Source organism: Borrelia coriaceae (assembly GCF_023035295.1).
Taxonomy (GTDB): Bacteria; Spirochaetota; Spirochaetia; order Borreliales; family Borreliaceae; genus Borrelia; species Borrelia coriaceae.
On the sequence record NZ_CP075076.1, the window covers coordinates 609,542 to 632,570 of the forward strand.

Below are 23,029 nucleotides of genomic sequence, written 5' to 3' on the forward strand. Positions count from 1 at the left end.
TAATACTGGTGCTGTGTGTTTAAATGATATTAAGGGTAAAAATTTTTTGCTTATGGGCTTGGGACTTCATGGGGGAGGTTTGGCTGTTGCAAAGTTTTTGTTAAAGCATGGTGGTAATTTGGTAATTACAGATTTAAGGAATGAGTTGGAATTAGCACCAAGCATTAAGTCCTTGCAACAATTTGGAAATAGGATTCGATATGTTTTGGGATATCATGATGAGGATGATTTTAAGAGCGCAGATATTGTTATTAAAAATCCTGGTGTAAGCTTTGAAAATAAGTATTTAAAGATTGCAAAGAGAATTGAAACTGATATTAGTTTGTTTTTGATGTTTAATCAAAACCCAATAATTGCTATTACAGGAACTAAGGGCAAATCGACACTTGCATCTCTTTTGCATAAAGTTTTGGTTTCTAAATATCCGAATGCTAAGCTTGGGGGTAATATTGGCGTATCTCCTTTAAGTTTTTTAGATAAGCTTGACGGGATATCGCCTATTGTTTTAGAGCTTTCTTCTTGGCAATTGCATGATCTTAAGAGTTTATATCCTATAATTAGCATTATTACAAATGTTTATTGTGATCATCAAAATTATTATCCAAATTTTGATAGTTATATAGAAGATAAGTCAAAGATTTTTGTAAATCAGAATTCTGGCATTTTGATTGCTCAAGATCAAGCTTATTATAATTATTTTTCCAGCTTTAAATCTAACTTAAAGATTGTTTTATTCTCAGAAACTATGCCTTTAAACTTTGAAAATGATATTTTTTATTTTAAAGGCGGAAAAGTATATTTAAATAATGATGTGTTGAGTAGGTTTAATGAATCAAGACTTATGCTATTGATCTCTAAAATGATCGCCTTTTTTGTTGCAAGTTATTTAAACTTGGATTTAAGTGTTGTATCTGAGATTATTACTGGTTTTGATGGGATTGAGCATCGGTTAGAATTTGTAAGGGAATTTGAGGGTGTTAAATATTATAATGATACGACGTCAACAATTCCTGATTCTACGGTTTTGTCTGTTAAAAGTTTAAGGGTTGACGGAGAAGTAATTCATCTTATTACTGGTGGGACTGATAAAGAGCTTAATTTTGCAATTTTTGGTGAAATTTTAGGTATGGTTAAGACTTGGATTTTGTTAAGAGGAAATGCCACTTTAAAGATTGTTAAATTTTTAGAAGACAATAATGTTAATTATTTTATATTTTCTTCTTTAGAAGAATGTATTTTTTGTGCTAGAAAAATTTCTGTTCAAAATGATATAGTTTTATTTTCTCCCGCTAGTGCTTCTTTTGAGCTTTTTAAGAATGAGTTTGATAGAGGTATTCAATTTAAGAATTTAGTGAATAGTATGGCTTAAAGTCTTTTTTTTATGATTTTATAGTAGATATATCTTAATATTTCAAGGATTCTATAAATTTTATATAAAAATTTTTTGTATACAAAGTCATAACATCCAATTCTGTGGATAATGCTGCCTCCAAATCCAGTTTTGAATTGGAAAAGACCAAATAAAGGGTGTCTTGCATCAGCGTTTGGAGGAATTCCTAGGAGATCGTATTCTTTTATTGAGAGAGCTTGAAGCATTTGTATCGCTTTAAATTGTACAGCATAATTTGGCATTAGGTGCCTATTTTTTTTACTTGAAGCTCCGTAGAGGTATGTAGCCTTATCTTTGTATATACCAATAATGATGCCAGATATTAGTTGTTCATTATATAATGCGATTATGAGTTTTATTTTAGCATTCTTGTCTTCTCTGAATGCTTTTATTAGATTTTTTATATAGTCTTTTGAATGAATAGTAAATTTGTCTCTTTGAGCTGTTTCTTTGTGAAGGTTGTAAAATTCTTCAAAATATTTAAAGTCATCATCTATTATGACTTTAATGTTTTTTTTTATGCTAAGATTTATGTTATATCTTGTTTTTTTTTTCATCTTGGCTTTAATATTATCTAATGAATCATTCAAATTTAGTATTGTTGTATTTGATGGCTGTATGTCATCGAATGATTTTTGGAGATTTTTAAATTCCAATTTTATTGGAACATAGTCTTCTTTTAAGCTTCTTGAGGTATAAAACATTAAGTCGTATCGTACAAATAAGGTGTTTTTATGTAAATATTGCTTTATGCTTTCGCTGAATTTTTTGATTTGGGTATTGATTTCGTCTGCATTAATATTTTCAATTTTTTTATTTGAAAATTCTGGGTGAGCGATGTAGCTTAAGTAAAGATTGCCAAAGATCTTTCTTTGCATCACAAGAACTTTATTGAGATGATTACTACTTAATGGAATGGCTTTCCATGGACTTGTTTCACTTGAGACTTTTTTTACAATTGTCCATAGCTTGCTTTGAAGGTAATTTTCATTTAAATTTTCTATTTCTATTTTTTTAACATTCATTAATTTTTATTTGTTTAAACTTTAGTATATTTTTCCATTTGGAATTTCTTTAGATAGTATTTTTTCTTTAGAATGTTCTAGTATTAGGTTAATACCGTTGATTTTAAGTTCTCCATTTTCTGCTACAATTTGAGTTTTGAAAAATTTGTCTATGCTAATTTTTGATGGTGATTTTAATTTTTTACCACTATCACTTTCAAGTATTATTCGTTCTCCAGGGGTGGGATTGTCTTTGAAATCTTCGATAATGATTACTTTAAAATTTTTATTCTCATCTTCAGTTGCAATAAGCATTCCTTCAGATCTTATTCCTCTAAATTTGGCAGGCTTTAAGTTATCAACTATTATGATATGTTTTCCAATGAGTTCTTCTTCCTTGTAATAATCTGCAAGACTGCTTACAATCTGTTTACCATCAGAAGTTCCGTCATCAAGTTTTAAAATGAACAACTTTTCTGCTTCTGGATTTCTTTCTATTGTTTTTATTTTTACAACTTTTAAGAATACTTGTTCGCTAAATAAATTTATTGGATTGTTTGTTTGTGCATCTTGCATGTTTTTGCTCCCTGAATATTTTGATTTTAAATCATCAATTAGTTTCTTTTCTAGCTTTGTAAATAGTACTTCTGTAAATTGAATTGTACTGAGACCCAAATTTGTTCCTAAAAATTTGTTGGAAATTTCATAACTCTCTCCAAAAAATTTCCTTATTTTTTCACTTGTATGAGGTATAAATGGTGAAATTAAGATAGATAAGTCTCTTATTAGGTATATTAAGTTTAATAAGAGTTCTTTTGTTTTTTGAGGCATGTTGTCTTTTGTTTTCCATGGTTCATTGTCTTGAAATATTTTATTACCTGTCCTTGAGATATCGAGGATCTCTTTTAGAGCTGATTTTAGTTCTATTTGTTTAAAAAAGTTTAGAGTTTTATCATATCTGATACTAATTTTTTGCCAAAAATCCTCTTTTATTTCTATTTTATCTATTTTATCTCCAAAAAATTTTTTATAAAATGTTAATACTCTGTTAACAAGGTTTGAAAAATTTCCAATAAGTTCACTATTTATCCGTTCCATGAAGTCGTCCCACATAAATTGAAAATCAGATTTTTCAGGCCTGTTGTAATATATGTAAAATCGCCAAATGTCAGAAGGTATATCAGTGGTAATGATATCATTTCCAAATATTCCTATGCCTGCAGATTTTGAGAATTTTAGGTTTTCATAGTTTAAATATTCACTTGAAGCCATTTTGTTTAACATTGTCCAGTTTTCCTTGCTCCCAAGCTTTATAGCGGGAAATATGATTGTGTGAAATAGGATGTTGTCTTTTCCAATAAATTGCACTAAATTCGTTTCTTCATCATTTTTCCACCAAGATTCCCAATCTTTTAAAATTTCTTTTGTAATGGAGATATATCCTATTGGTGCATCAAACCACACATAAAACACTTTGTTTTCATATTCCTTTTTTGGTACTGGTATGCCCCATTTTAAATCTCTTGTTATAGCTCTTTCTTTAAGACCATCTCTTAAGAATGCATTTGTTATTTTAATGGCATTGGTATTCCAGTTTGTTTTTTGTTCAATTGTTTGCATCCAATTCGTAAGTTCGTTTTTTATTTTTGGTAGGTCAATGTAGAGATGTTTAGTTGTTTTTATAATGGGAGTATTTTTACAAATTATACATTTTGGGTTGATTAAGTCGGTTGGATTTAATAACTTAGAGCAATGCTCACATTGATCTCCTTTTGCATTATTTTCACAATTTGGGCATTCTCCTGTTACATATCTGTCTGCTAAAAACATTTGATCGTGTTGGCAAAAAAATTGTTCACTCTCTTTATCTGTGATATAACCATTTTTTTCTAGTTTTAAGAATAAATCTTGTACAGTTTCTTTGTGGTGTTTGTTGGTTGTGCGTCCAAAAATGTCAAATTTAATATTGAACCATTCATAGATTGATTTGTGTATTTCATAGTATCTGTTGCAAAGTTCTTCAGGGGTAGTTTTTTCAATTAAGGCTTTAGTTTCTGTGGCTGTACCATATTCATCTGTTCCGCAAACGTAAAGTGTGTCTATGTTCATTAGTCTTGAATATCTTGCAAAAGCATCTGCTGAGAGTATTTGTACTAAGTTTCCAAGGTGAGGTATGTTGTTTACATATGGTAATGCAGCTGTGATTAAGTTCTTTTTTTTCACTTGATTTATTTTGTCCTTCTTTGATGCATTATATTCATATTTTAATACTAATATAGGTTATTTTCTGCATTTTATTTGTTAAATAATTTATAATTTCATTAATTATGAATTTGGTATGTGTTTGAGATATATGGGAGATTTTAATTTTAAAACCTATGTGTATGATAGAGCAAAAAAAATTGTAAGGGAGAGAGGAGATAAGGCTAGTATAGTTTTTCCTGAAAGTACTGATATTAGGATTTTGAAAGCGACTGTTGATGTTTTAAAAGAAAAGCTTGCAGGGTGTGTAGTTCTTATTGGATGTCAAGATGAGATTTGTGAAAAATTAAAAAGACTTGTAGGCTTTAGAGATGATATCTTGGAGATGGTAACGGTTATAGATCCAGGCTCCTTTAATGATTTTAATAGATATTTAGATGAATATTGTAGTTTACAACACAATAGGGGATTAACTTTAAATCAAGCTAGAGAAGAGCTTTTAGATGAAATTGTCTTTTCTATGATGATGGTGAGACTTGGTGAGGTTAAGACCTGTGTTTGTGGTGCCTTAGCTTCGTCTGCTAAAGTTTTAAGGAGTGTCTTTGGAATACTTCCTAGGCTTCAAGAAACTAAGTTTATATCTTCTTTTATGATTATGGATACTGGTGTTACGTTTAGGAGATTTGAAACTTGTTTTGGATATGAGGGAATTTTAATGTTTGCTGATTGTGCTGTAATAGTTAATCCTGATTCTATGCAACTTGCAGAAATTGCAATACAAAGTGCAAATTCATTTAAGAATATTTTTAGTGTAGAGCCCAAAATAGCTCTTTTAAGCTTTTCTACAAAAGGGTCTGCTCATTCTGTTGAAGTTACAAAGGTTAGGAGTGCCTTAGAAATTGTTAAGGAAAAATGTTCTAACTTACTTATTGATGGAGAATTGCAGATTGATGCAGCTTTAGTTAAAGATGTTGCAGAAAAAAAGTGTAGTGGTTCACTGGTTGCCGGTGCTGCAAATGTACTTATTTTTCCTAATTTGGATTCTGGTAATATTGGATATAAGCTTGTTGAAAGGTTGGCTTTTGCTAAAGCCTATGGGCCTTTTTTGCAGGGACTTAAACATCCTGTTAGTGATCTCTCAAGAGGTTGTTCTGTAGATGATATAGTCTTAGCAAGTGCCTTGATGATCGGTAGTTGTTAGTGTGTTTGAAATCGTAATAAATTCTTCAACAGAAATTTCTTCAGGTCTTTTATCTAAAAATCTTTTTAAGAAGTCTTCTTCTAGAATGCTTGCATCTTTGATGAAATTAACAATTGTATTTTTAAGTTTTTTCCTTCGACTTGTAAATACTGTTCTAACCAATTTGTTGAATGCTTTAAAGTTCTTAATTGTTCTTTTACAAGGAATGAGTTTGAGTGTTGTTGATGTTACTTTAGGAATTGGATAAAAATTTTTTTTATCAATATCCATTATTTTAATTACATTAAAGTGTGATTGAACTAACACGGTGAATGATGAATAATTTTTATTTCCCTTTTTTGCAAGCATTCTGTCTGCTAGTTCTTTTTGTACTGTCAATACCATATGAGTTAAGATTTCATCTTCGATAAGTGTTGATATTATTTTCGATGCAATGTTGTAAGGTAAATTTGAAAATATTTTATTAATATTTTGTCTTTCTTGTTTGTATGTCTTTACAAAGTCACCTTTTATTATCTTCAAGTTTGTGAATTGTCCAAATTGTTCATTTAAAATTTCTGAATACTTAGGATCGATTTCAAAAACTGTAAGAAAATTTGTTTTCTTAAGTAAGATCGTTGTCATTGCTCCAAGTCCTGGCCCTATTTCCCAAACTCTTTCATTTTCTTTGATTTCAAGCGCATCTGCTATTTTTTCTCTTATGTGTTCATTAATTAAATAATTTTGTCCCCATATTTTGCGTGGAGATATATTTTTGCTTTTAAGTGCACATCTTATACTATTTATGCTGTTATAATTTATTTTCATAGATAGTAAACAATATAACATATTACTATTGTTAGTATTTTAAGTTTTTGTTGCGGTAGCTTTTTTTTGTTCTAATTTATAGATTATATAAAATATCATTAAAATACTTAAAACTAAAAATATTTTTATATTATGATTTTGTACTATTGGAAATTTGCTAAATATAATTGCTGTGTGTTTTATTGCCTTGAAGATATAAGTATTTATTAGATCAAAAAATAAGAATAGGTGCTTGTTGAGTGTGTATGTTACTAAACTTAGTATTGTTATTATTAAAAATGCTAGCATTAAGGGTATGACTATTAGGTTTGATAATATTGAGATTGGCTGAAGATTGAGATTATTAATATAAAGAATAGGAGCTGTTGAGACTTGAATCAGAAAAGTTGTAAAAATTGGATATATGAGGTTATTTAACTTATATCTTTGTTTAAGATCAAGGGAGATTGATATTCCAAGTACTGCAAGATAAGATAACTTGAATCCTATTGAATTTAGTGTGTGTGGTAAGATGATGGCATGTATTATAAAACTAATTGATAAGGTACTAAGCAAGTTTATTTTTCCATATGTCAACTTATAGATTATAAGAGTTTCTAGCATTATGAATGCCCTTAGTGTGGGTGGTGAGCAACCTGTTAAGATTAGATAATTGACTAATATTGTGCTTAGAATTAAATATCTTAGTGTTTCATTTTTAATTATATAAAGTAAATAATAAAAAATAATATAAATTAGGTAGAAATGTAGTCCAGATACTACTAAAGTATGCGCTATACCTGCTTTTTGAAATAAATTAGTCTCATATTTTGTTATGTCTGATTTATTGTTTGTTAAGACTGTTTTTGAAAAATGAGCATATTTCGTACTTATTGAGTTTAAAAATCGATTTATTGGTTTGTTATATGTTTCTCTAAGCTTTACTAGTAAGGGTTTTTTAATAAATTGCATTTTATTATTTTGTATTTTGACGATATCTCCGATTTTATATTTATTTTTAATGTTTTTGAATATAAATTTATGTTTTTTACCAACTCCATCTGTTGATTCAATTTGGGTATCCGAATTTTTTCCGAGATAGACAATATTTGTTATTTGATAAAAATTATTTTCAAGTCTTTTAAAATTTAAGCTAATTTCAAAAATGATTAGCAAGCTTGTACTAATCATGAAGGTGAGTGATAAAGGAGCATTTCTTATAATTAGTAAAATTAACATTAAGATTAAATTTAAATATATTGGGTTTAGTCTTAAGTAATATCGTGTTAATAAATTTAATGCGCTTATTATAAACAATAAAATCATTGAAAGTCTCTTTTTAAGAGGTATATTTTAAATATATCAAAAATATACCAGATCATTTTTAGAGTAATTATTATAAAGTTTGACAATCTTATATTTATATATTTATAATTTACTATGACATTGTTAAATAAGTACCCTTTACGGTATGTTTTTTTGGAGATTTTGTTATCCTATTTTATAGTTACTCGTATTTCTCCTTTTGACAATATTGATGTTAATCTTTGGAATTTTGATAAAAATCATTATTATTATTGGATATATAGTGCTTTTTTAATTCTTTTTATTGTGTATTTTTCTAAATTAACAAGTTCTTATGATTTTAGAGAGGAATTCTCTATACCCAGCTTTAAGCCCATTTTTATTTGGCGGGCATTTTTAATTTTTGTTAAGTTGCTTATTTGTCTTTTTTTTACTTTGATTATTTTGTATTTGTGTATTTTGTATTGTCTTCCAGAATCAGTGCGATTGTGGGTTGAAGTTGGTGGTTCTGATTTTGTTTGGAATATAGGCAGTAAGCAATCGCTTTTTTTAATGGTGATTACTTCTCTTTTTACAGGTGGAATTGAAGAATTGTTTTATAGGGCTTTTATTATTACCAAACTTAAACAGGTTGGAATTGCTTCGTTGATTACAGTCTTGATTAGTAGTCTTATTTTTGCTTATGGGCATTTTTATTATGGATTTGTTGGTTTTTTCGTTGCATTAATTTTTGGGGTAATTTTGTCTTATATATATTTAATACATAAGAATATATATTATTCGATTTTTGTTCATAGTTTTTATAATATTTTTGTTAGTGTTTTGCTCTTTTTGTTAAATTAGTTAAGGAGGATTTATGCTGGATACTATACCTAAGCGTTTCAAGGAAGTTGTGGGGTTTTATGGTGATCTTGATATTTTTATTTATAAGGAGAATGAGTCAAAAGATTTTAAAAGACAGGTATACTCTGATTTTTGGAATGAAGTTAAGAGTATTGGTTCTGGTCTTTTGCATTGTGGCATTAAGAAGGGTGAGAGAGTAGCTCTTGTTTCTGATTCAAGGAGAGAGTGGATAATTATTGATATTGCTGTTATGAGTTTGGGATGTATTGATGTTCCACGGGGTAATGATTCGTCTGAGGATGAGTTAGTTTATATTATTAATCATTCTGAGTCTAGTTTTATTTTTGTAGAGAATGCTAAACAACTTCAAAAAATCATTGCTAAAAAACACGAACTTAAATTTGTTAAACATGTTATTGTTATTGATGATGATAAAATTTATGAAGATAAATTGGGAAATATTACAATAATCTCTTATAAAAAATTATTGAGTTTGGGTCATGATTATTTGAAAGATAATCCTAAGATGTTTGATTCTGAGCTTGAAAAGGTTTTTGGAAAGGATATTGCTACTATAATATATACTTCAGGAACAACAGGCTTGCCAAAGGGTGTTGTACTTCGTCATGAATCTTTTATTTTTCAATTAGATAGGATTTATGATTACTTGCCAATGCTTGCACCTGGAAAAATTATGATATCTATTCTTCCTCTTTGGCATTCATTTGAGAGAACTTGTGAATATATAGTTGCTCTTAGTGGTATGGCAATTGCTTATTCAAAGCCCATTGGGCCCATTTTACTTAAAGATTTTGCGTCTTTAAATCCCCATGCAATTATTTCTGTTCCAAGAATTTGGGAAGGAATAAGGATTGGTATTATGAAAAGAGTATCGGAGTCATTTTTTAAGAGGGTTTTATTTAATGTCTTTTTAAAAGTAGGAATTATTTATGTAAAGCTTAAGGAAAAATTTTTGGGCCTTGTTCCTGTTTATAAAAAATCAAATTTCTTAGTTTCATTTTTTATGAAGATAATTTGTCTTACTGGATTAATTTTAGTTTGGCCTTTTAAATTTTTAGGGCATGTTCTAGTTTTTAGGAAAATAAAGAGGGCACTTGGGAAAAGATTTGAATTTGGTGTTTCTGGTGGGGGAGCTTTGGTAGATTATGTTGATTATTTTTTCAAAGCTGTAGGTATTGTAGTGCTTGAAGGTTATGGCCTTACAGAAACAGGTCCCGTTTTAAGTGTGAGACGTCTTAAGTCTCCTGTTGCAAATACTGTTGGACCTTTGTTGCCAGATGTTGAATATAGAGTAGTTGATCATGATGGTAATTTACTACCCTCCGGGGAGAAGGGTGAGCTTTGGGTAAAATCTCCTCAGGTTATGAGTGGTTATTTTAAAGATGATACGACAACAAGAGAGGTTTTAACACGGGATGGTTGGTTTAAGACAGGCGATTTAGTTTGTGCAACAATTAATAATGAAATTTCAATTGTTGGCAGAAGTAAAGATACGATTGTATTAAGGGGAGGAGAGAATATTGAACCTGAACCTATAGAGAGAGCTTTGTTAAAGTCTTTGTTTATTGAGAATGTTGTGGTTGTCGGTCAAGATCAAAAATTTTTAGGAGCTGTTATTGTACCTAATTTTGAAATTCTTAAAAAGTGGGCTGATTCTAATAATATAATATTTTCTTCTAATGATGATTTATTGTCTAATGAATCTGTTAACAAGCTTTATTCTAAATGCATTGCAGACATAGTGAATACTAAATCTGGGTTTAAAAGCTTTGAGAGAATAGTTGGATTCATTTTATTAAGAGAGCCTTTTGTTGTGGGTGAGGAACTTACTAATACTCTTAAGCTTAAGAGATATTACATATTTGAGAAATATCATAAAAAAATAATGTCAATCTTTAATAGAGATGACTGTGAATTATTATGATGTAGGATTTGAAATTTAAATTTTTCAGATTCACATTTTTTTCATATATGGAATATTGAGTAAATGCATGCAGTTTTTTATAGTTTGTAGGACTGCTTTTGATAGATTAATTCTTGCATTTGTAAGTTCAAGGTTAGCTTTGTCTATTATTTTTGTGTCTTGGTAGTATGTGCTGAAGCTTTTTGCAAGTAAATAAGAATAGTTAGATATTATTGAGGGATTGCGATCTTTTGAGGCTTTAATTATATATTCTTCAAATTCAGAGATAATCTTGATTATTTCCCATTCGTTTTCATTTACTAGAAGGTCAAAATTAATGTTTGTATTATATAAGTTTAGTTCATCATATTTTTCAAGTATGCTATTGATTCGTGCACCTACATATTGAATATATGGACCTGAGTTGCCAGTAAATGATAAACTTTCTTCTTTATTGAATAGTATATCTTTGTGTATGGCTGTTTTTAGTAAGTAGTAGTGAATAGCTCCTAATGATATATTTAATGCAATTGTTTTGAGGTCTTTTGCATCTGATTTTCTTTTTTTTAATTCTAGCATTGTTGATTTGCTTAGAGCGTGAATTAAATTGTCAGCGTCAATTACATTGCCTTCTCTTGATTTCATTTTACCCTCAGGTAGGTTTACCATGCCATATGATAAATGTACTAAATTATTTTCTTTTGTAATTCCTAATTTGTCTGCAATGTAAAATAAAGTTTTAAAATGGTGAATTTGTTCACTTCCAACTACATATATCATTTCATCAAAATCAAATTCATTTTTTCTAGTTACTATATTTCCTAGATCTTGTGTTAAATAGATAGATGTTCCATTAGCTCTTAAGAGTACTTTCTGCTTAAATTTTTGCTCAGACGTTTCATTTTTGTCTGTAGGTATATCGATACATGTTGCCCCGTCTTCTCTTTTATAGCATAATCCCTTTTTTAATCCTTTAAGTACAATTTCTCTTCCGATTTTAAATACTTCACTTTCAAGATAAATTTTATCAAATGTAATGTTTGTAAGTTTGTAAGTTTCTTTGATGCCTTCAATTGCCCATTTATTTAATTTTTTCCAAAGTTGTACAGTCTCTTTATCTCCTTCCTCCCATTTACATAACAATTGTTGTATTTCGTCTTCGGCCATTTCATTATCTTTAGCATATTCGTTGTATTTTACGTAAAAGTCACCGATTAAGTGATCTCCTTTTTTTAGAGAAAGTTCAGGTGTTGTATTATTTCCAAATTTTTTGTAAGCAAGCATTGATTTGCAGATATGTGTTCCCCTATCATTTATTAGGTTTATTTTTGTTACCTGAGCACCAGAAGCTTTTAGTATTCTTGATAAACTTTCCCCAATAATATCATTTCTAAGATGTCCTACATGCAATGGTTTATTTGTATTTGGTGATGAAAATTCTATTATTATCCTTTTATTTTTGAGTATATTATTGCTTCCATATTTTTCTTTTTGTTCATTGATTTTTTCAATTGTATCTTTAATGTATTCTTTTCTTTTGAATTTTATGTTTAAATAAGGTCCCATTGATTTAGTTTCATATTTATTTCCAATTTTTTTGATTATCTCTTCAGTAATCATTGATATACTGAGTTTTAAGATTTTGCTAAATTCGAATATTAATATTGATAAATCTCCCAGTTCGCTTTTTGGAGGTTTTTGCATGATTATATTTATTTTGTCTAATGTGATGTTTTGTTTTAATGCAAGTTCTTTTATTATTGCGCTAATCTTATCTTCTAAGTCTTTTTTGATTTTACTGATCATGTTTTTTGCCTTTAATGTTTATTAATATGTTAATCAAGAGGAAGATTAATGATGCTATTAAAAAAACATTTGAACTATAAGCTGGTGTTTGGGTTATGTTACTCTCTTTAATTATCGATAATTTAATATTGACAAACTTTAAGCTGCCGGTATTTAGTATTTCTCTACAGAGTGAAATTGTTGAGCTTAGTGATATGAATATTATTATTGGTAATTTAGAGTATTGCCATATGCTTAATGAGTCTTTAAAAGGTTCATTTTTGTGAAATGAGATTATGATAACTGTTAAAATAGGGATTGAAAATCTTAAATTTTCATAAAGAATAGGGGTTATATAGTACATAAATAGGTAAGTTAAACTTACAACAATTCCTATTATTAATAGATAGATTCCTAATATTTGATTTTTTAATTTTATTTGTTTAATAATTATCGCTGGAATTAAAATACAAAATGAAATCCAAATTGATATTAAGATTCCTTCTAAGAAATTTTTTGTATAGGCAAAAATTGGAAATAGCATTAGGGGTGTTTTTAAATATTGATCTGTGATATAAAATGTCTTGTTATTCATGAAATTTACCCTTAGCTATTTTGTTTTAAATTGATTCGTATCTGTGTTAATTTCTGCTATATGATTTGAGTTTGTTGTTCCAAAAGTTTTAATGCTCTCAACTGCTTCTATTAGTTTTTTAATTTCTTCTTTTAGTCCTTTCATTGAATTTGAAACTGTGAGGTTAATCTCTTCTAAAAGGGAAACTGTGTTGATTATCTCTTTATTTCCTCTAAACATTTCATTCGAACCAATTTTTACTTCATATGTTATTTCTCGCATTGTGTTTAAAGCCTTTAAAATTTCTTGGCTGCCAATTGATTGTTCTTGCATGGTGTGGTTTATTTCTTCTATGACTTGAACTACTAGGTTTATTGAATTAAATATTTGGTTGAAAGCTTTATTTGTTAATTCTGATGTTTTTACTGTTTGATTGATTGAGTCCATTATTTCATTTATTGATGTTGCAACGGATTCTGATTGTGAAGTAACTTGTTCTGCTAAGTCTTTAATCTCTTCTGCAACGATTGCAAAACCTTTTCCAGCTTCTCCAGCATGAGACGCTTCGATAGCGGCATTCATTGATAATAAATTGGTTTGGCTAGCAATAGATGATATTAATGCATTAGCTTCTTGCAGTCTTGTAGAATTTTTGTAAATATCTTTAATTTGCATTATAATTTCTTCTTGCTTTTTTCTACCATCATCGGAAAATATTTTAAGTTCTTCTGTGCTTTTTGCAGCTTTTTGTGTTATTTCTGTGACTGATTGTATGCTTCCTATCATCTCTTCAATAGCTGAGGATGATTCTTCAACGCTTGCAGCTTGAGTTTCAATTGAATTATCCAGTGATGCTATATTTTTAGATAAATTTTCTATTGTGTTTGTTGTAATTGAAATAAACTCAACTTGTTTTTCTATTTCTCCTTGTGTTCTTTCTATATACGTATTTGAGTTCGTTATTGTATCATAAGCTTTATTAATTTCATTAAAGAGTAAATCACCATTGTCTTTTAATGATTTTACTCTGCCTTGTAGTGAGTTTATGACGTTTTTTAAATTTTCAATGAAATATCCGAAATGATTTATTGTGGCACTTATTGAATCTTTTCCTTTTGATTCAATCTTAATCGTGAGATCTCCCTCTTTGACTTTTGGAATAATTTTATTAAGCTTGTCTATTTTTGATATGATTAATTTTCTGATTGTTATTATCATGATTAATATAAATATTATTACTAGTAATATTATTGTTGATATTGACATCAATTTGATATTGTTGAGTTCATTTGAAAATATATTGTTATGGTTCATTTGTATTGCTAAATACCAAGGTGAAGATGTAAGTCTTGTTATAGAGATTATATTATTGTTGTAGCTAGTGCTATAGTTACTTTTTCTTTGAGATATTGCATCGAGTAATGGAGTTGTTATTTTTGTATTATTTTCAAATAAGCTATTTATGGATAACTTTATAGGCTTAAGTGTTTCTTCGTCTTGTTCACCAAAAATATCTCCTTGACTATTGATTGCATATATTTTGAAGTAATGGGAGCTTTTTTGTCGGTTTTCTTTTTCTAATAACGATCTTTCTAAGAGTATAAATATATTTTTTCTCATTTGTTTTATCTGTTCTAGTATGTCTGCATATAAAACGATATACCCCTCGTGATTTATGATCATGTTTTTTTTGGACTTTATGTTTTCATGCTCAGAATTATATAAGTTGTGTTGATCTTGTTGCGGAATCTTATAAAGCATTGGTATATATGATTTATTATTTATTATTGTTAATTCTTGGTTTGGTGTAAGAGTATGATAATTATGTGTATCGTTATCTGTTTTCATCTTTTGTAAGTCCATGTATGTATTTAGTCTTCTCTCGTCACTTGAATACAAAATTTTTCCATTTTTGTTTGTATATTCTATTATTTTAATATAGGTTGGAAATAAGCTTAAATGGTCGATAGATATTATATTGTTTAAGTGTTCACTTTTGTGTGTGTTTAATTGCTGGTTATAATTTTTAACGAAATTATCAATAGCTATTAACATGTTTCGTGTATCTCTAGAAAAGCTTCTTATCATTATATTATTGACAAATTTTGTAAAGTTTTGCAGTTCTTTTGTTAGTATTCTTCTATATCCTTGATCTAATAGTAGGAAAATGGTCATGGCAATAATTATTGTATAAATTACAATAAGAATATTAAACTTATAAAAAAGAGTGGAACTAGAATGACTTTTTTTCACTTGGGGCCTCACAAAACTTTTTATAAAATATCGTCATTAATGAGTATTATATATGTTTTATTATATAATAATATACATACATTAAATATACATAATTTTAAAATAAAAATGTGTATTTAATTTGTTTATTTACGTAATATTATAACATAGCTTGAAACTTTGTTTTTGTGGGTTTAATTTTGGAGACATTTTTTTATGCATGAAGATTTGATAAATGTTAAATTAAAAAATATGAGGTTTCTTCTCTATCTCATATTTGTTATTTTTATTTGTTTTGGTTTATTGTTTTTAGGTCAAGCTTATTTAAACTATAAAAATAGATATTTAGAGCGTGTTGAGTCTGATTTTAAACTTTTTTCAAAAAATGTGTCTTTTCAGATTAAAAATAAATATGATGCTGCTGTTGGTGTTTTAAGAAATCTTATTAAAAATGAGGAAGTTTTGAATGTTTTAAGTAATGTCTCAAATAGTTTTGTTGCAAGTGTTGATTTAAGTGTCATAGATTTAAATACAAGTATTGCCCTGTTTTTAAGTTCTAAAGGATTTAATGAAGTAAGTAAAGTGTTTCAACATATACCTCTTGAGGAAAATTCTTTGGAAGGAATTTTCTATGTTCCTGTTGGGCAAAATGTTTTGATTTCAAATAAAAATTTTTCGTTCTTAGAGATAGATAATATTATTGACAATCCAATTTATTTGATTCCTGCAAAGAAGCATGTTGCATATTATTCAAGTTATAAGAAAATAAAAAATCGTCTCTATTCTGTTGTAAGTATTCCAGTTATGAGTGATAGTTCTATCATGCTAGGTGTAATCTGTTTTTTAGTTTGTTTTGACAATTTATTTATTGATATTTCAAATCAATTTGATTCTTATCTTAAGTTTAGTAATAAAAATTATGAATTTTTTGTAGTTGATAGGGAGTTTAAGCCTTTATTGTTAAGTCTTAATGATTTAAATACTAAAAATTTTACAGAAAATTATGCTGATAGTGTGTTACACAGTGTTATAGGGCATATTAAGGGTAATCCTAATATTTCTAGGGATATTTTAAAACATAAGGCTTCTTTTTATGTTTTAAGTACTGCTCAGATTGATGGAAGCGGTATTCAAGGTATGATTTTTAATATGGATTATCTTCCTCTTGGATTTCAATCAAATGCGATATTTTTTTTAGGGTTTGTATTTTTTGCGTATCTCACTATATTTTATCTTTATAATAAATTTATTTTTTCCTTTATTGGGGATTTTAAAACTCTTATTAGTTATAAAAAGGAAAGAGAAGATATTTTAAATATTGAGCCTACTTTAGAGGTTCAATATAGGTCTTTTATTTTTGCTTACATTAGTGATGAATTTGACATTTTTTTTGCGAAAACCTTTAATATTGTCGATAACATTAAGGGTTATGTGCAGAATTTGAGAAAATGTTTGACTGAAATAGAAATACCTGAAGAGAATATAAATAAGGTTCATAATAGTCTTGCTACTTATGATAGGATAGGGGATGCTTTCTCTAAATTTGAGAAATCAGTTATCAATATCTTAAAAGATTTTGAATCAATAGCTAACCCAATTAGTGAGCATAATAAGAATATATTGGATATTGCTACTAAATTTGAAGAAAATGCCAATGCTTTTTATGGGATAGATAAGAACTTAGAGGTTTTTAGTAAAGTTGTTGCATCAAATTCTACAAGTATTGATAGTGTAAAGAATAAGGTTTTTGAATTGAATTCTATTTTTGAAAATATGAACAAGAATTTTTCTGAGCTCTTATCTCAAACTAATAATCTTCAGAGTGCAAATAAGCTTTTAGTATTAATATCGGCACAAACTAATATGCTTGCAATGAATGCAGCTATTGAGGCTGCCAAAGCTGGAGATGCTGGTAAGAGCTTTGCTGTTGTTGCCGAAGAGATTAGAAAACTTGCTATTAATTCTGGAAAGTATTCGACAACTATTAAGGATGAGCTTAAAATGGTTAATAATATTATTTCAGTTATAAGTTCGGGCATTGATTCTATTTACAAGGATTTTATTGATATTCAAGAAAATATTGATAATAACTCAGTGCAACATGAGAGAATTAATGTTACTCTTACTAAGCATGTAAAAGAAATTGAAGAATTTAAAGGTAAATATTTGTCTCATGATATTAAGATTAAAGATGCTAAGAATATGTGTAAGGAGATATTTAATAGTTACTTTATTATTAGTGGGAAGTTTAATAATTTAAGTAATGATTTAAATGAATTTGAGGTGTCTAAGATGAGTTTAGATGCATTAGAACCTTTGCGGGAGCATGTGTCATTGGTTAACGAATATAAAGAAAAAGTTGCTAAAATGAAGGGTATTGTTGAAGATATTAATAATGAATTTTGGGGTATATAACCTAATTTTTGTCGTCAAATCCAATGTATAGCACTTCTTCTTCAAGTAAAAATCCCGTTTTTCTTTTGACTTCAGTCTTTACTCTTGCAATAAGGGCTTTAATATCTTTTGAGCTGGCATTGTTACTATTTATAATGAAATTTCCGTGATAGTTTGAGACCAACGCTCCTCCAATTTTTAGTCCTTTTAAGTTACATTCTTCAATTATTTTGCCGGTAGGTTTTAAGAATTTTTTATTATTTTTAAATGTGCTCCCGCTACTTGGAAAGAGATAGTGCCCTTTGTCTATTCTATTTTGTTTATTTTTTTTCATGACCTCTTCAATATGTTTTTTATTGCTTTTTGTTAAGTTTAGGGTTGCCTTTAATATTAAAGTATTTTTGTTTTGGAATGGGGAAGTTTTGTATGCAAATTCACTTTTTTCGAATTTTTTGCAGATAGTTTTGCCATCTTCATTTATAAACATTATCTGATCTAATATTTCAGAGATTTCGTTTCCAAAACATCTGGCATTCATCCAAATTGCGCCTCCAAGTGTTCCAGGAAGTCCGTATATAAATTCTAAGCCACTTAATTCATTTTGCATTGCAAAATTACATAAGTCTTCAAAATTGGTTCCACATTCAGCAATAATTTGGTTGTCTTGAAGTTCAATTTTGTTTAAGTGACCAGTGTATATTATGGGAAAATCAATTTCTTCTTCATCGTTTATTAGCAGATTGGAGCCTCCGCCCAAAATAAATATTTTAGTTTTTTCTTCTATTGCTGCTTTAAAGATATATTCTGTATCTTTGATTGTCTTAGGTGCTAAGAATAATTTGGAAATTCCTCCTATTTTATAGGTTGTGTAGTTTGTAAGATCTTCTGTTTTAGGTTTAATATTAATCTTTTTAAGGAAATTATTTATGTTTTTAGACATATTTTCTCCATTTTATATTGGATTAGTATTTTTTTCAAATTTGAATTAACTTTTTTAAGTATTACATAGATTTAATTATTATGAAATTTGTCAAATTGTTTGAAATATAATAAACTTTTATAATAAGCTGTATAAGAGATTATGTTAATTGTAATTTATTTGGATATTTTTAATTTCTAGAATTATGTTTTTTCATGGGATGTATGCTTCTTAGGTTATATAATACGAAAACAAAGAGTTTATCTGAAGTAAAGAATTTTAGTGATACTAAAGTCTATGCCTGTGGGCCTACTGTTTATAATTATGCCCATATAGGCAATCTTAGAACGTATATTTTTGAAGATCTGCTTATTAAGTCTTTAAGGTTGTTAAAATATAATGTTAACTATGCAATGAATATTACCGATATTGGTCATTTAACGGGTGACTTTGATGAGGGAGAAGATAAAGTAGTTAAGGCTGCAAAAGAGAGAGGACTTACGGTTTATGAAATTAGCAGGTTTTTTACAGAGGCTTTTTTTTGTGACTGTGCAAAATTGAATATAGTCCGTCCTGATAAAGTACTTATTGCAAGTGAATATATTGCGATCATGATAGAGGTGGTCAAAGTCCTTGAGCAAAATGGGTTTACTTATTTTGTTAATGGTAATGTTTATTTTGATATTTCTCGTTTTAAATGTTATGGTCAGATGGCTGGCATTAGTCTAAATAATTTTGGGGATTCTTCTGTATCTAGAGTTGATGTAGATCCGTCAAAGAAGAATAAGTCGGATTTTGTTTTGTGGTTTACAAATTCAAAATTTAAAGATCAGGAAATGAAATGGGATTCACCTTGGGGATTTGGTTATCCAAGTTGGCATTTAGAATGTGCAGCAATGAATTTAGATTATTTTAAACATACTCTTGATATTCATTTAGGAGGAGTTGATCATATTGGGGTGCATCACATAAATGAAATAGCCATAGTAGAATGTTACTTAGGTAAAATGTGGTGTGATATGTTTGTTCATGGTGAGTTTTTAATTATGGAAGATGAGAAAATGTCAAAATCAAATAATAATTTTATTACCATTAAAGACTTAGAAACTGCTGGATTTTTGCCTTTAGATTTTAGATATTTTTGTTTAACTGCACATTATAGAACTCAACTTAAGTTTACGTTTAATAATCTGAAAGCTTGCAAGGTGGCTAGGGAAAACATGCTTAATAAATTGACGTTTATCTATTCTTCATTAACTCAACTTGATCTTGCATTACTCAGTGAAAATTCTGATAACATTGAATCTGTTTTAGAGAATAGATATTATGATAATTTTTTGGAAAAAATAGCTTTTGATTTAAATATTCCTCAGGTATTAGCCTTGCTATGGGATATCATTAAAGATGATAATTTGCATGCTCTCTCAAAACTTAAACTTGCATTTAAGTTTGATGAGGTTTTATCTCTTGGCTTAAAAGAAGGTGTCCTTAGAGAGATTGAAAAAGATAGGGTAGATATTGATGATTCTATGAATTTTTTACTGGAAGAGAGACGGTTTGCCAAGTTGAGCAAAGATTTTAAGCGTGCCGATGAGATTAGAGACTATTTTCGTTCTAAAGGTTTTGTGTTAATTGATACTGAAAATGGGACTAAGGTTAAAAGAGGGTAATTTTTGGCAGTGTTTTTTAAGCGTCAATATTTTGTTTTAAGCTTAATTTTTTTTGTTTTATTAATTTTATTTATTTTTTCTGGATTTTTATTTTATTTAAAACCTGTAATTTATGAAATATCTCCAATGCCTGCTTCACATGAAAATGTAATTGTTATTAAGGGGCGTAATTTGGGTGATAATATTGGAGAGATTAATGTTAACGATCATTATTTAATGAAAAGTAGTATTATTAGTTGGAACAATGAGAAGATAGTTTTTAAGATTACAGATGAAATCCATTCGGGTCTTGTTTTTGTAAAGGGAGAGAAAGGAATTAGTAATGAACTCTTTCTTGTAATTGGTAAACAAGTTCCAATTAAACTTAGGGAAGATAGTGGGCCTTTTCTTTTTGATGTTCAGAATTTGGTTTTAATGACAAATGTTCCTGTTGTATTAAAGGGTAGAAACTTAGCATCAGGGTTGGACGTTGTTGACATCTTTATTAAAACAAAACAAGATCTTTATAAAGTTATTGCTAGAGATGTATTGAGTTTGAGTGAAGAGGAAATAAAATTTATTCCACCAAGGACTTTGAATGTTGATGGTGAGATTTTTTTAATGGTTGACGGAGTTGAAAGCAATAAAATTCCTTTTAATTTTAATACAGGATTTTTTATGTGGAATTTAAAGGGATCTAGGAATTTTAAAATATCTCATGAGGTTTATTTTGTTAAGTCTTATAGTAAGGATCCTGGCTCGGTAAAAGATAACATTAATTTTAATATTTTTTATTTAACTCCAATTGAAAATGAGAGACAAAAAATTAGGTTTTCAGATAATAATGGCACTTTAATGGATTTAGATAATTTGTTTTTTAAGAGTTTAAAATCAAATACTTGTCATTTAATGTTTGAAGTTGAAACTTATAAATTAGATTTGGATATTTTTGATAAAAAAGTTTTGGAACGTATTAAGGTTAATATAGATAGTGATATACATGAGTTTAAAACTTATGTTTTAAATAAGAGAGAGCGTTATTTATCTTATAATTCCCTTGATTTAAGTTCAATTAATTTGAATATAGACAACAAAGATTCAGCTTATGAATTGGCAAAATCTATTATTGATGCTTTAGTTTTTCATTTTACAGTTATAGATAATGATTTAAATTTGGATGAGTCTATTAAAAAAAGAGAGATTTCGGCTGATAATTTAATCTTACTTACAAATTTGTTGTTTTTAAGAAACAATATACCGTTAAGAAATGCGGTTGGACTTTATTTTGATGCTAAATCTTCTAGTCTTAAAGAACATACTTGGTGTGAATTTTTTTTAGAACATATTGGGTTTATTTATTTTGATATAGTAAATGCAGTATTATCTAGAGATAGTTCTAATTATTTTTTGAATATGTCAGAGAATTATATTCATTATGGGTATAAGGAAGATTATGATGTTTTACCGTTTGATGAATATTGTGATTTAGTATTGTTTAGGTATAAAAGTTTAACTAATAGTAATTATGCTTTGAATTTTAAGATTATTTTGGAGGACCATATTAATGGAAGATAAAATTCTATTTGATTTGATTGAAATGGAGACTAAAAGAGAGAGAGAACATATTGAATTAATTGCGTCAGAAAATTTTGTCTCATTGGCTGTAAGACAGGCTGTTGGGAGTATTTTAACTAATAAATATGCCGAAGGTTATCCTTCAAAGAGATATTATGGAGGATGTTTTGTTGTTGATGATATTGAAAATTTAGCTATATCACGAGCAATAGAGCTTTTTGGCGCAAGTTATGCCAATGTTCAACCACATAGTGGTTCTCAAGCTAACATGGCGGCTATAATGGCGCTTATTAAGCCTGGGGATAGAATCCTTGGGATGGAATTGTCTCATGGTGGCCATTTAACTCATGGTAGTAAAGTCAGTTTTTCTGGAATGCTCTTTGATGCATATTCTTATGGAGTTTCAAGGGAATCTGAGATGATTGATTATGATGATGTGATGAGAATAGCTAAAGAATGTAGACCTAATTTGATAATTGCTGGTGCTTCTTCTTATTCACGAGAAATTGATTTTAAAAAATTTCGTGAGATAGCGGATGAAGTTTCGGCTTATCTTTTGTGCGATATTGCTCATACGGCAGGTCTTATTGCTACAGGTTTTCATAACTCTCCTGTTGATGTTGCACATTTAACCACAAGTACTACTCATAAGACCTTAAGGGGCCCTAGGGGAGGATTAATTCTTGGAGGTAGAGAATCTAGCATGATTGTTAATTATAATAATAAAGAGAGAGTATTGCAGGATGCTGTTAATTCTTGTGTCTTTCCAGGAACTCAGGGTGGGCCTTTAATGCATGTTATTGCAGGTAAAGCAGTAGCTTTTGGAGAAGCTTTAAAGGAAAATTTTAAGGATTATATTTCTAAAGTTATAGAAAATACTAAAGCTATGGCTGAATATTTTATTGCAGAAGGCTTTAGAATAGTTAGTGGTGGAACAGATAATCATTTGTTTTTAGTTGATCTTAGTGTTTTGGGTATTACAGGAGCTGATGCTGAGAGGATTCTTGAAGGTGTAAACATTACTCTTAATAAAAATACAATTCCTTTTGAATCGAAAAGTGCTTCTGTAGCTTCTGGTATTCGAATTGGTGCTGCGGCTATTACTTCAAGAGGTTTAAATAAAGATAATTCTATTAAAGTTGCTGATTTTATTATTAGAACTTTAAAGACTAAATCTGCCGATGAGCTTAAAATAATAAAACGAGAAGTCGTAGAATTTATTAGTAGTTTTGATATGCCTTAATTT

General features: G+C 28.6%; 16 protein-coding genes. 8 read left to right on the forward strand and 8 right to left on the reverse strand.

Features of this window, described 5'->3' with window-relative positions; genetic code table 11:
• Nucleotides 1–13: 13 nt before the first annotated feature.
• A complete protein-coding gene (gene murD / locus bcCo53_RS02930) occupies nucleotides 14–1,369 on the forward strand; it encodes a UDP-N-acetylmuramoyl-L-alanine--D-glutamate ligase (RefSeq protein ID WP_025408192.1) in 1,356 nt (451 codons plus the stop codon).
• Here the strand turns inward: murD and bcCo53_RS02935 are convergent.
• Together bcCo53_RS02935 and metG are read right to left on the reverse strand one after the other, a co-directional pair.
• On the reverse strand, nucleotides 1,366–2,415 hold the full coding sequence (locus bcCo53_RS02935; RefSeq protein ID WP_025408193.1) for a lipid II:glycine glycyltransferase FemX: 1,050 nt from the start codon (nucleotides 2,413–2,415) through the stop codon (nucleotides 1,366–1,368). The two genes, murD and bcCo53_RS02935, sit on opposite strands and share 4 nt — an antisense overlap.
• A 21-nt stretch (nucleotides 2,416–2,436) precedes the next feature.
• Nucleotides 2,437–4,617 carry a methionine--tRNA ligase gene (gene metG, locus bcCo53_RS02940; RefSeq protein WP_028328090.1) on the reverse strand — a complete coding sequence of 727 codons (2,181 nt, stop codon included), beginning with the start codon at nucleotides 4,615–4,617 and terminating at the stop codon, nucleotides 2,437–2,439.
• A gap of 130 nt (nucleotides 4,618–4,747) precedes the next feature.
• Here metG and pta point away from each other — a divergent pair, with 130 nt between their 5' ends.
• Complete coding sequence (gene pta / locus bcCo53_RS02945; RefSeq protein ID WP_081725055.1) at nucleotides 4,748–5,797, forward strand: phosphate acetyltransferase; 1,050 nt, start codon at nucleotides 4,748–4,750, stop codon at nucleotides 5,795–5,797.
• On the opposite strand, the gene rsmA is transcribed toward pta, so the two are convergent.
• Both rsmA and bcCo53_RS02955 read right to left on the reverse strand, forming a co-directional pair.
• The gene (rsmA, locus tag bcCo53_RS02950) at nucleotides 5,765–6,625 is read right to left on the reverse strand and encodes a 16S rRNA (adenine(1518)-N(6)/adenine(1519)-N(6))-dimethyltransferase RsmA (protein ID WP_025408195.1); all 861 of its coding nucleotides are present in this window, start codon (nucleotides 6,623–6,625) and stop codon (nucleotides 5,765–5,767) included. The two genes, pta and rsmA, sit on opposite strands and share 33 nt — an antisense overlap.
• A gap of 18 nt (nucleotides 6,626–6,643) precedes the next feature.
• On the reverse strand, nucleotides 6,644–7,909 hold the full coding sequence (locus tag bcCo53_RS02955) for a ComEC/Rec2 family competence protein (protein ID WP_025408196.1): 1,266 nt from the start codon (nucleotides 7,907–7,909) through the stop codon (nucleotides 6,644–6,646).
• Nucleotides 7,910–8,023: 114 nt separating this feature from the next.
• Between bcCo53_RS02955 and bcCo53_RS02960 the strand changes: the two genes are divergently transcribed.
• Both bcCo53_RS02960 and bcCo53_RS02965 read left to right on the forward strand, forming a co-directional pair.
• Nucleotides 8,024–8,731: a CPBP family intramembrane glutamic endopeptidase gene (locus bcCo53_RS02960; protein ID WP_025408197.1), complete on the forward strand. Its 708-nt coding sequence runs from the start codon at nucleotides 8,024–8,026 to the stop codon at nucleotides 8,729–8,731.
• 13 nt (nucleotides 8,732–8,744) lie between these two features.
• Complete coding sequence (locus bcCo53_RS02965; RefSeq protein WP_025408198.1) at nucleotides 8,745–10,676, forward strand: AMP-binding protein; 1,932 nt, start codon at nucleotides 8,745–8,747, stop codon at nucleotides 10,674–10,676.
• A gap of 30 nt (nucleotides 10,677–10,706) precedes the next feature.
• Here the strand turns inward: bcCo53_RS02965 and argS are convergent, their stop codons facing one another.
• From argS to bcCo53_RS02980, 3 genes are read right to left on the reverse strand one after another with little or no spacing between them, the layout of a single operon-like run.
• A complete protein-coding gene (argS, locus tag bcCo53_RS02970; protein WP_025408199.1) occupies nucleotides 10,707–12,461 on the reverse strand; it encodes an arginine--tRNA ligase in 1,755 nt (584 codons plus the stop codon).
• Entirely contained in the window at nucleotides 12,451–13,035 is a 585-nt protein-coding gene (locus bcCo53_RS02975; protein ID WP_025408200.1) for a hypothetical protein, read from the reverse strand. The genes argS and bcCo53_RS02975 overlap by 11 nt, the downstream gene beginning before the upstream one ends.
• 15 nt (nucleotides 13,036–13,050) lie before the next feature.
• A complete protein-coding gene (locus tag bcCo53_RS02980) occupies nucleotides 13,051–15,267 on the reverse strand; it encodes a methyl-accepting chemotaxis protein (RefSeq protein ID WP_025408201.1) in 2,217 nt (738 codons plus the stop codon).
• Nucleotides 15,268–15,462: 195 nt separating this feature from the next.
• On the opposite strand from bcCo53_RS02980, the gene bcCo53_RS02985 reads away from it, so the two are divergent.
• A complete protein-coding gene (locus bcCo53_RS02985) occupies nucleotides 15,463–17,661 on the forward strand; it encodes a methyl-accepting chemotaxis protein (protein ID WP_028328091.1) in 2,199 nt (732 codons plus the stop codon).
• A 1-nt stretch (nucleotide 17,662) separates the two neighbouring features.
• Here the strand turns inward: bcCo53_RS02985 and murB are convergent, their stop codons facing one another.
• On the reverse strand, nucleotides 17,663–18,580 hold the full coding sequence (gene murB, locus bcCo53_RS02990; RefSeq protein WP_025408202.1) for a UDP-N-acetylmuramate dehydrogenase: 918 nt from the start codon (nucleotides 18,578–18,580) through the stop codon (nucleotides 17,663–17,665).
• A 203-nt stretch (nucleotides 18,581–18,783) separates the two neighbouring features.
• Between murB and bcCo53_RS02995 the strand changes: the two genes are divergently transcribed.
• Genes bcCo53_RS02995 through glyA form a run of 3 tightly spaced genes read left to right on the forward strand, consistent with a single transcriptional unit; the run spans nucleotide 18,784 to nucleotide 23,026 of the window.
• Nucleotides 18,784–20,229: a cysteine--tRNA ligase gene (locus bcCo53_RS02995; RefSeq protein WP_025408203.1), complete on the forward strand. Its 1,446-nt coding sequence runs from the start codon at nucleotides 18,784–18,786 to the stop codon at nucleotides 20,227–20,229.
• A gap of 3 nt (nucleotides 20,230–20,232) precedes the next feature.
• Nucleotides 20,233–21,783: an IPT/TIG domain-containing protein gene (locus tag bcCo53_RS03000; RefSeq protein WP_025408204.1), complete on the forward strand. Its 1,551-nt coding sequence runs from the start codon at nucleotides 20,233–20,235 to the stop codon at nucleotides 21,781–21,783.
• A complete protein-coding gene (gene glyA, locus bcCo53_RS03005; protein ID WP_025408205.1) occupies nucleotides 21,773–23,026 on the forward strand; it encodes a serine hydroxymethyltransferase in 1,254 nt (417 codons plus the stop codon). The genes bcCo53_RS03000 and glyA overlap by 11 nt, the downstream gene beginning before the upstream one ends.
• Nucleotides 23,027–23,029 lie beyond the last annotated feature (3 nt).

What these genes read in the sequence shown, in the direction of transcription:
- bcCo53_RS02935 (WP_025408193.1), bottom strand. Translation starts at nt 2,415, where the DNA reads ATGAATGTTAAAAAAATAGAAATAGAAAATTTAAATGAAAATTACCTT.
- pta (WP_081725055.1), top strand. Translation starts at nt 4,748, where the DNA reads ATGGGAGATTTTAATTTTAAAACCTATGTGTATGATAGAGCAAAAAAA.
- rsmA (WP_025408195.1), bottom strand. Translation starts at nt 6,625, where the DNA reads ATGTTATATTGTTTACTATCTATGAAAATAAATTATAACAGCATAAAT.
- bcCo53_RS02955 (WP_025408196.1), bottom strand. Translation starts at nt 7,909, where the DNA reads ATGATTTTATTGTTTATAATAAGCGCATTAAATTTATTAACACGATAT.
- bcCo53_RS02960 (WP_025408197.1), top strand. Translation starts at nt 8,024, where the DNA reads ATGACATTGTTAAATAAGTACCCTTTACGGTATGTTTTTTTGGAGATT.
- bcCo53_RS02965 (WP_025408198.1), top strand. Translation starts at nt 8,745, where the DNA reads ATGCTGGATACTATACCTAAGCGTTTCAAGGAAGTTGTGGGGTTTTAT.
- argS (WP_025408199.1), bottom strand. Translation starts at nt 12,461, where the DNA reads ATGATCAGTAAAATCAAAAAAGACTTAGAAGATAAGATTAGCGCAATA.
- bcCo53_RS02975 (WP_025408200.1), bottom strand. Translation starts at nt 13,035, where the DNA reads ATGAATAACAAGACATTTTATATCACAGATCAATATTTAAAAACACCC.
- bcCo53_RS02985 (WP_028328091.1), top strand. Translation starts at nt 15,463, where the DNA reads ATGCATGAAGATTTGATAAATGTTAAATTAAAAAATATGAGGTTTCTT.
- murB (WP_025408202.1), bottom strand. Translation starts at nt 18,580, where the DNA reads ATGTCTAAAAACATAAATAATTTCCTTAAAAAGATTAATATTAAACCT.
- bcCo53_RS02995 (WP_025408203.1), top strand. Translation starts at nt 18,784, where the DNA reads ATGCTTCTTAGGTTATATAATACGAAAACAAAGAGTTTATCTGAAGTA.
- glyA (WP_025408205.1), top strand. Translation starts at nt 21,773, where the DNA reads ATGGAAGATAAAATTCTATTTGATTTGATTGAAATGGAGACTAAAAGA.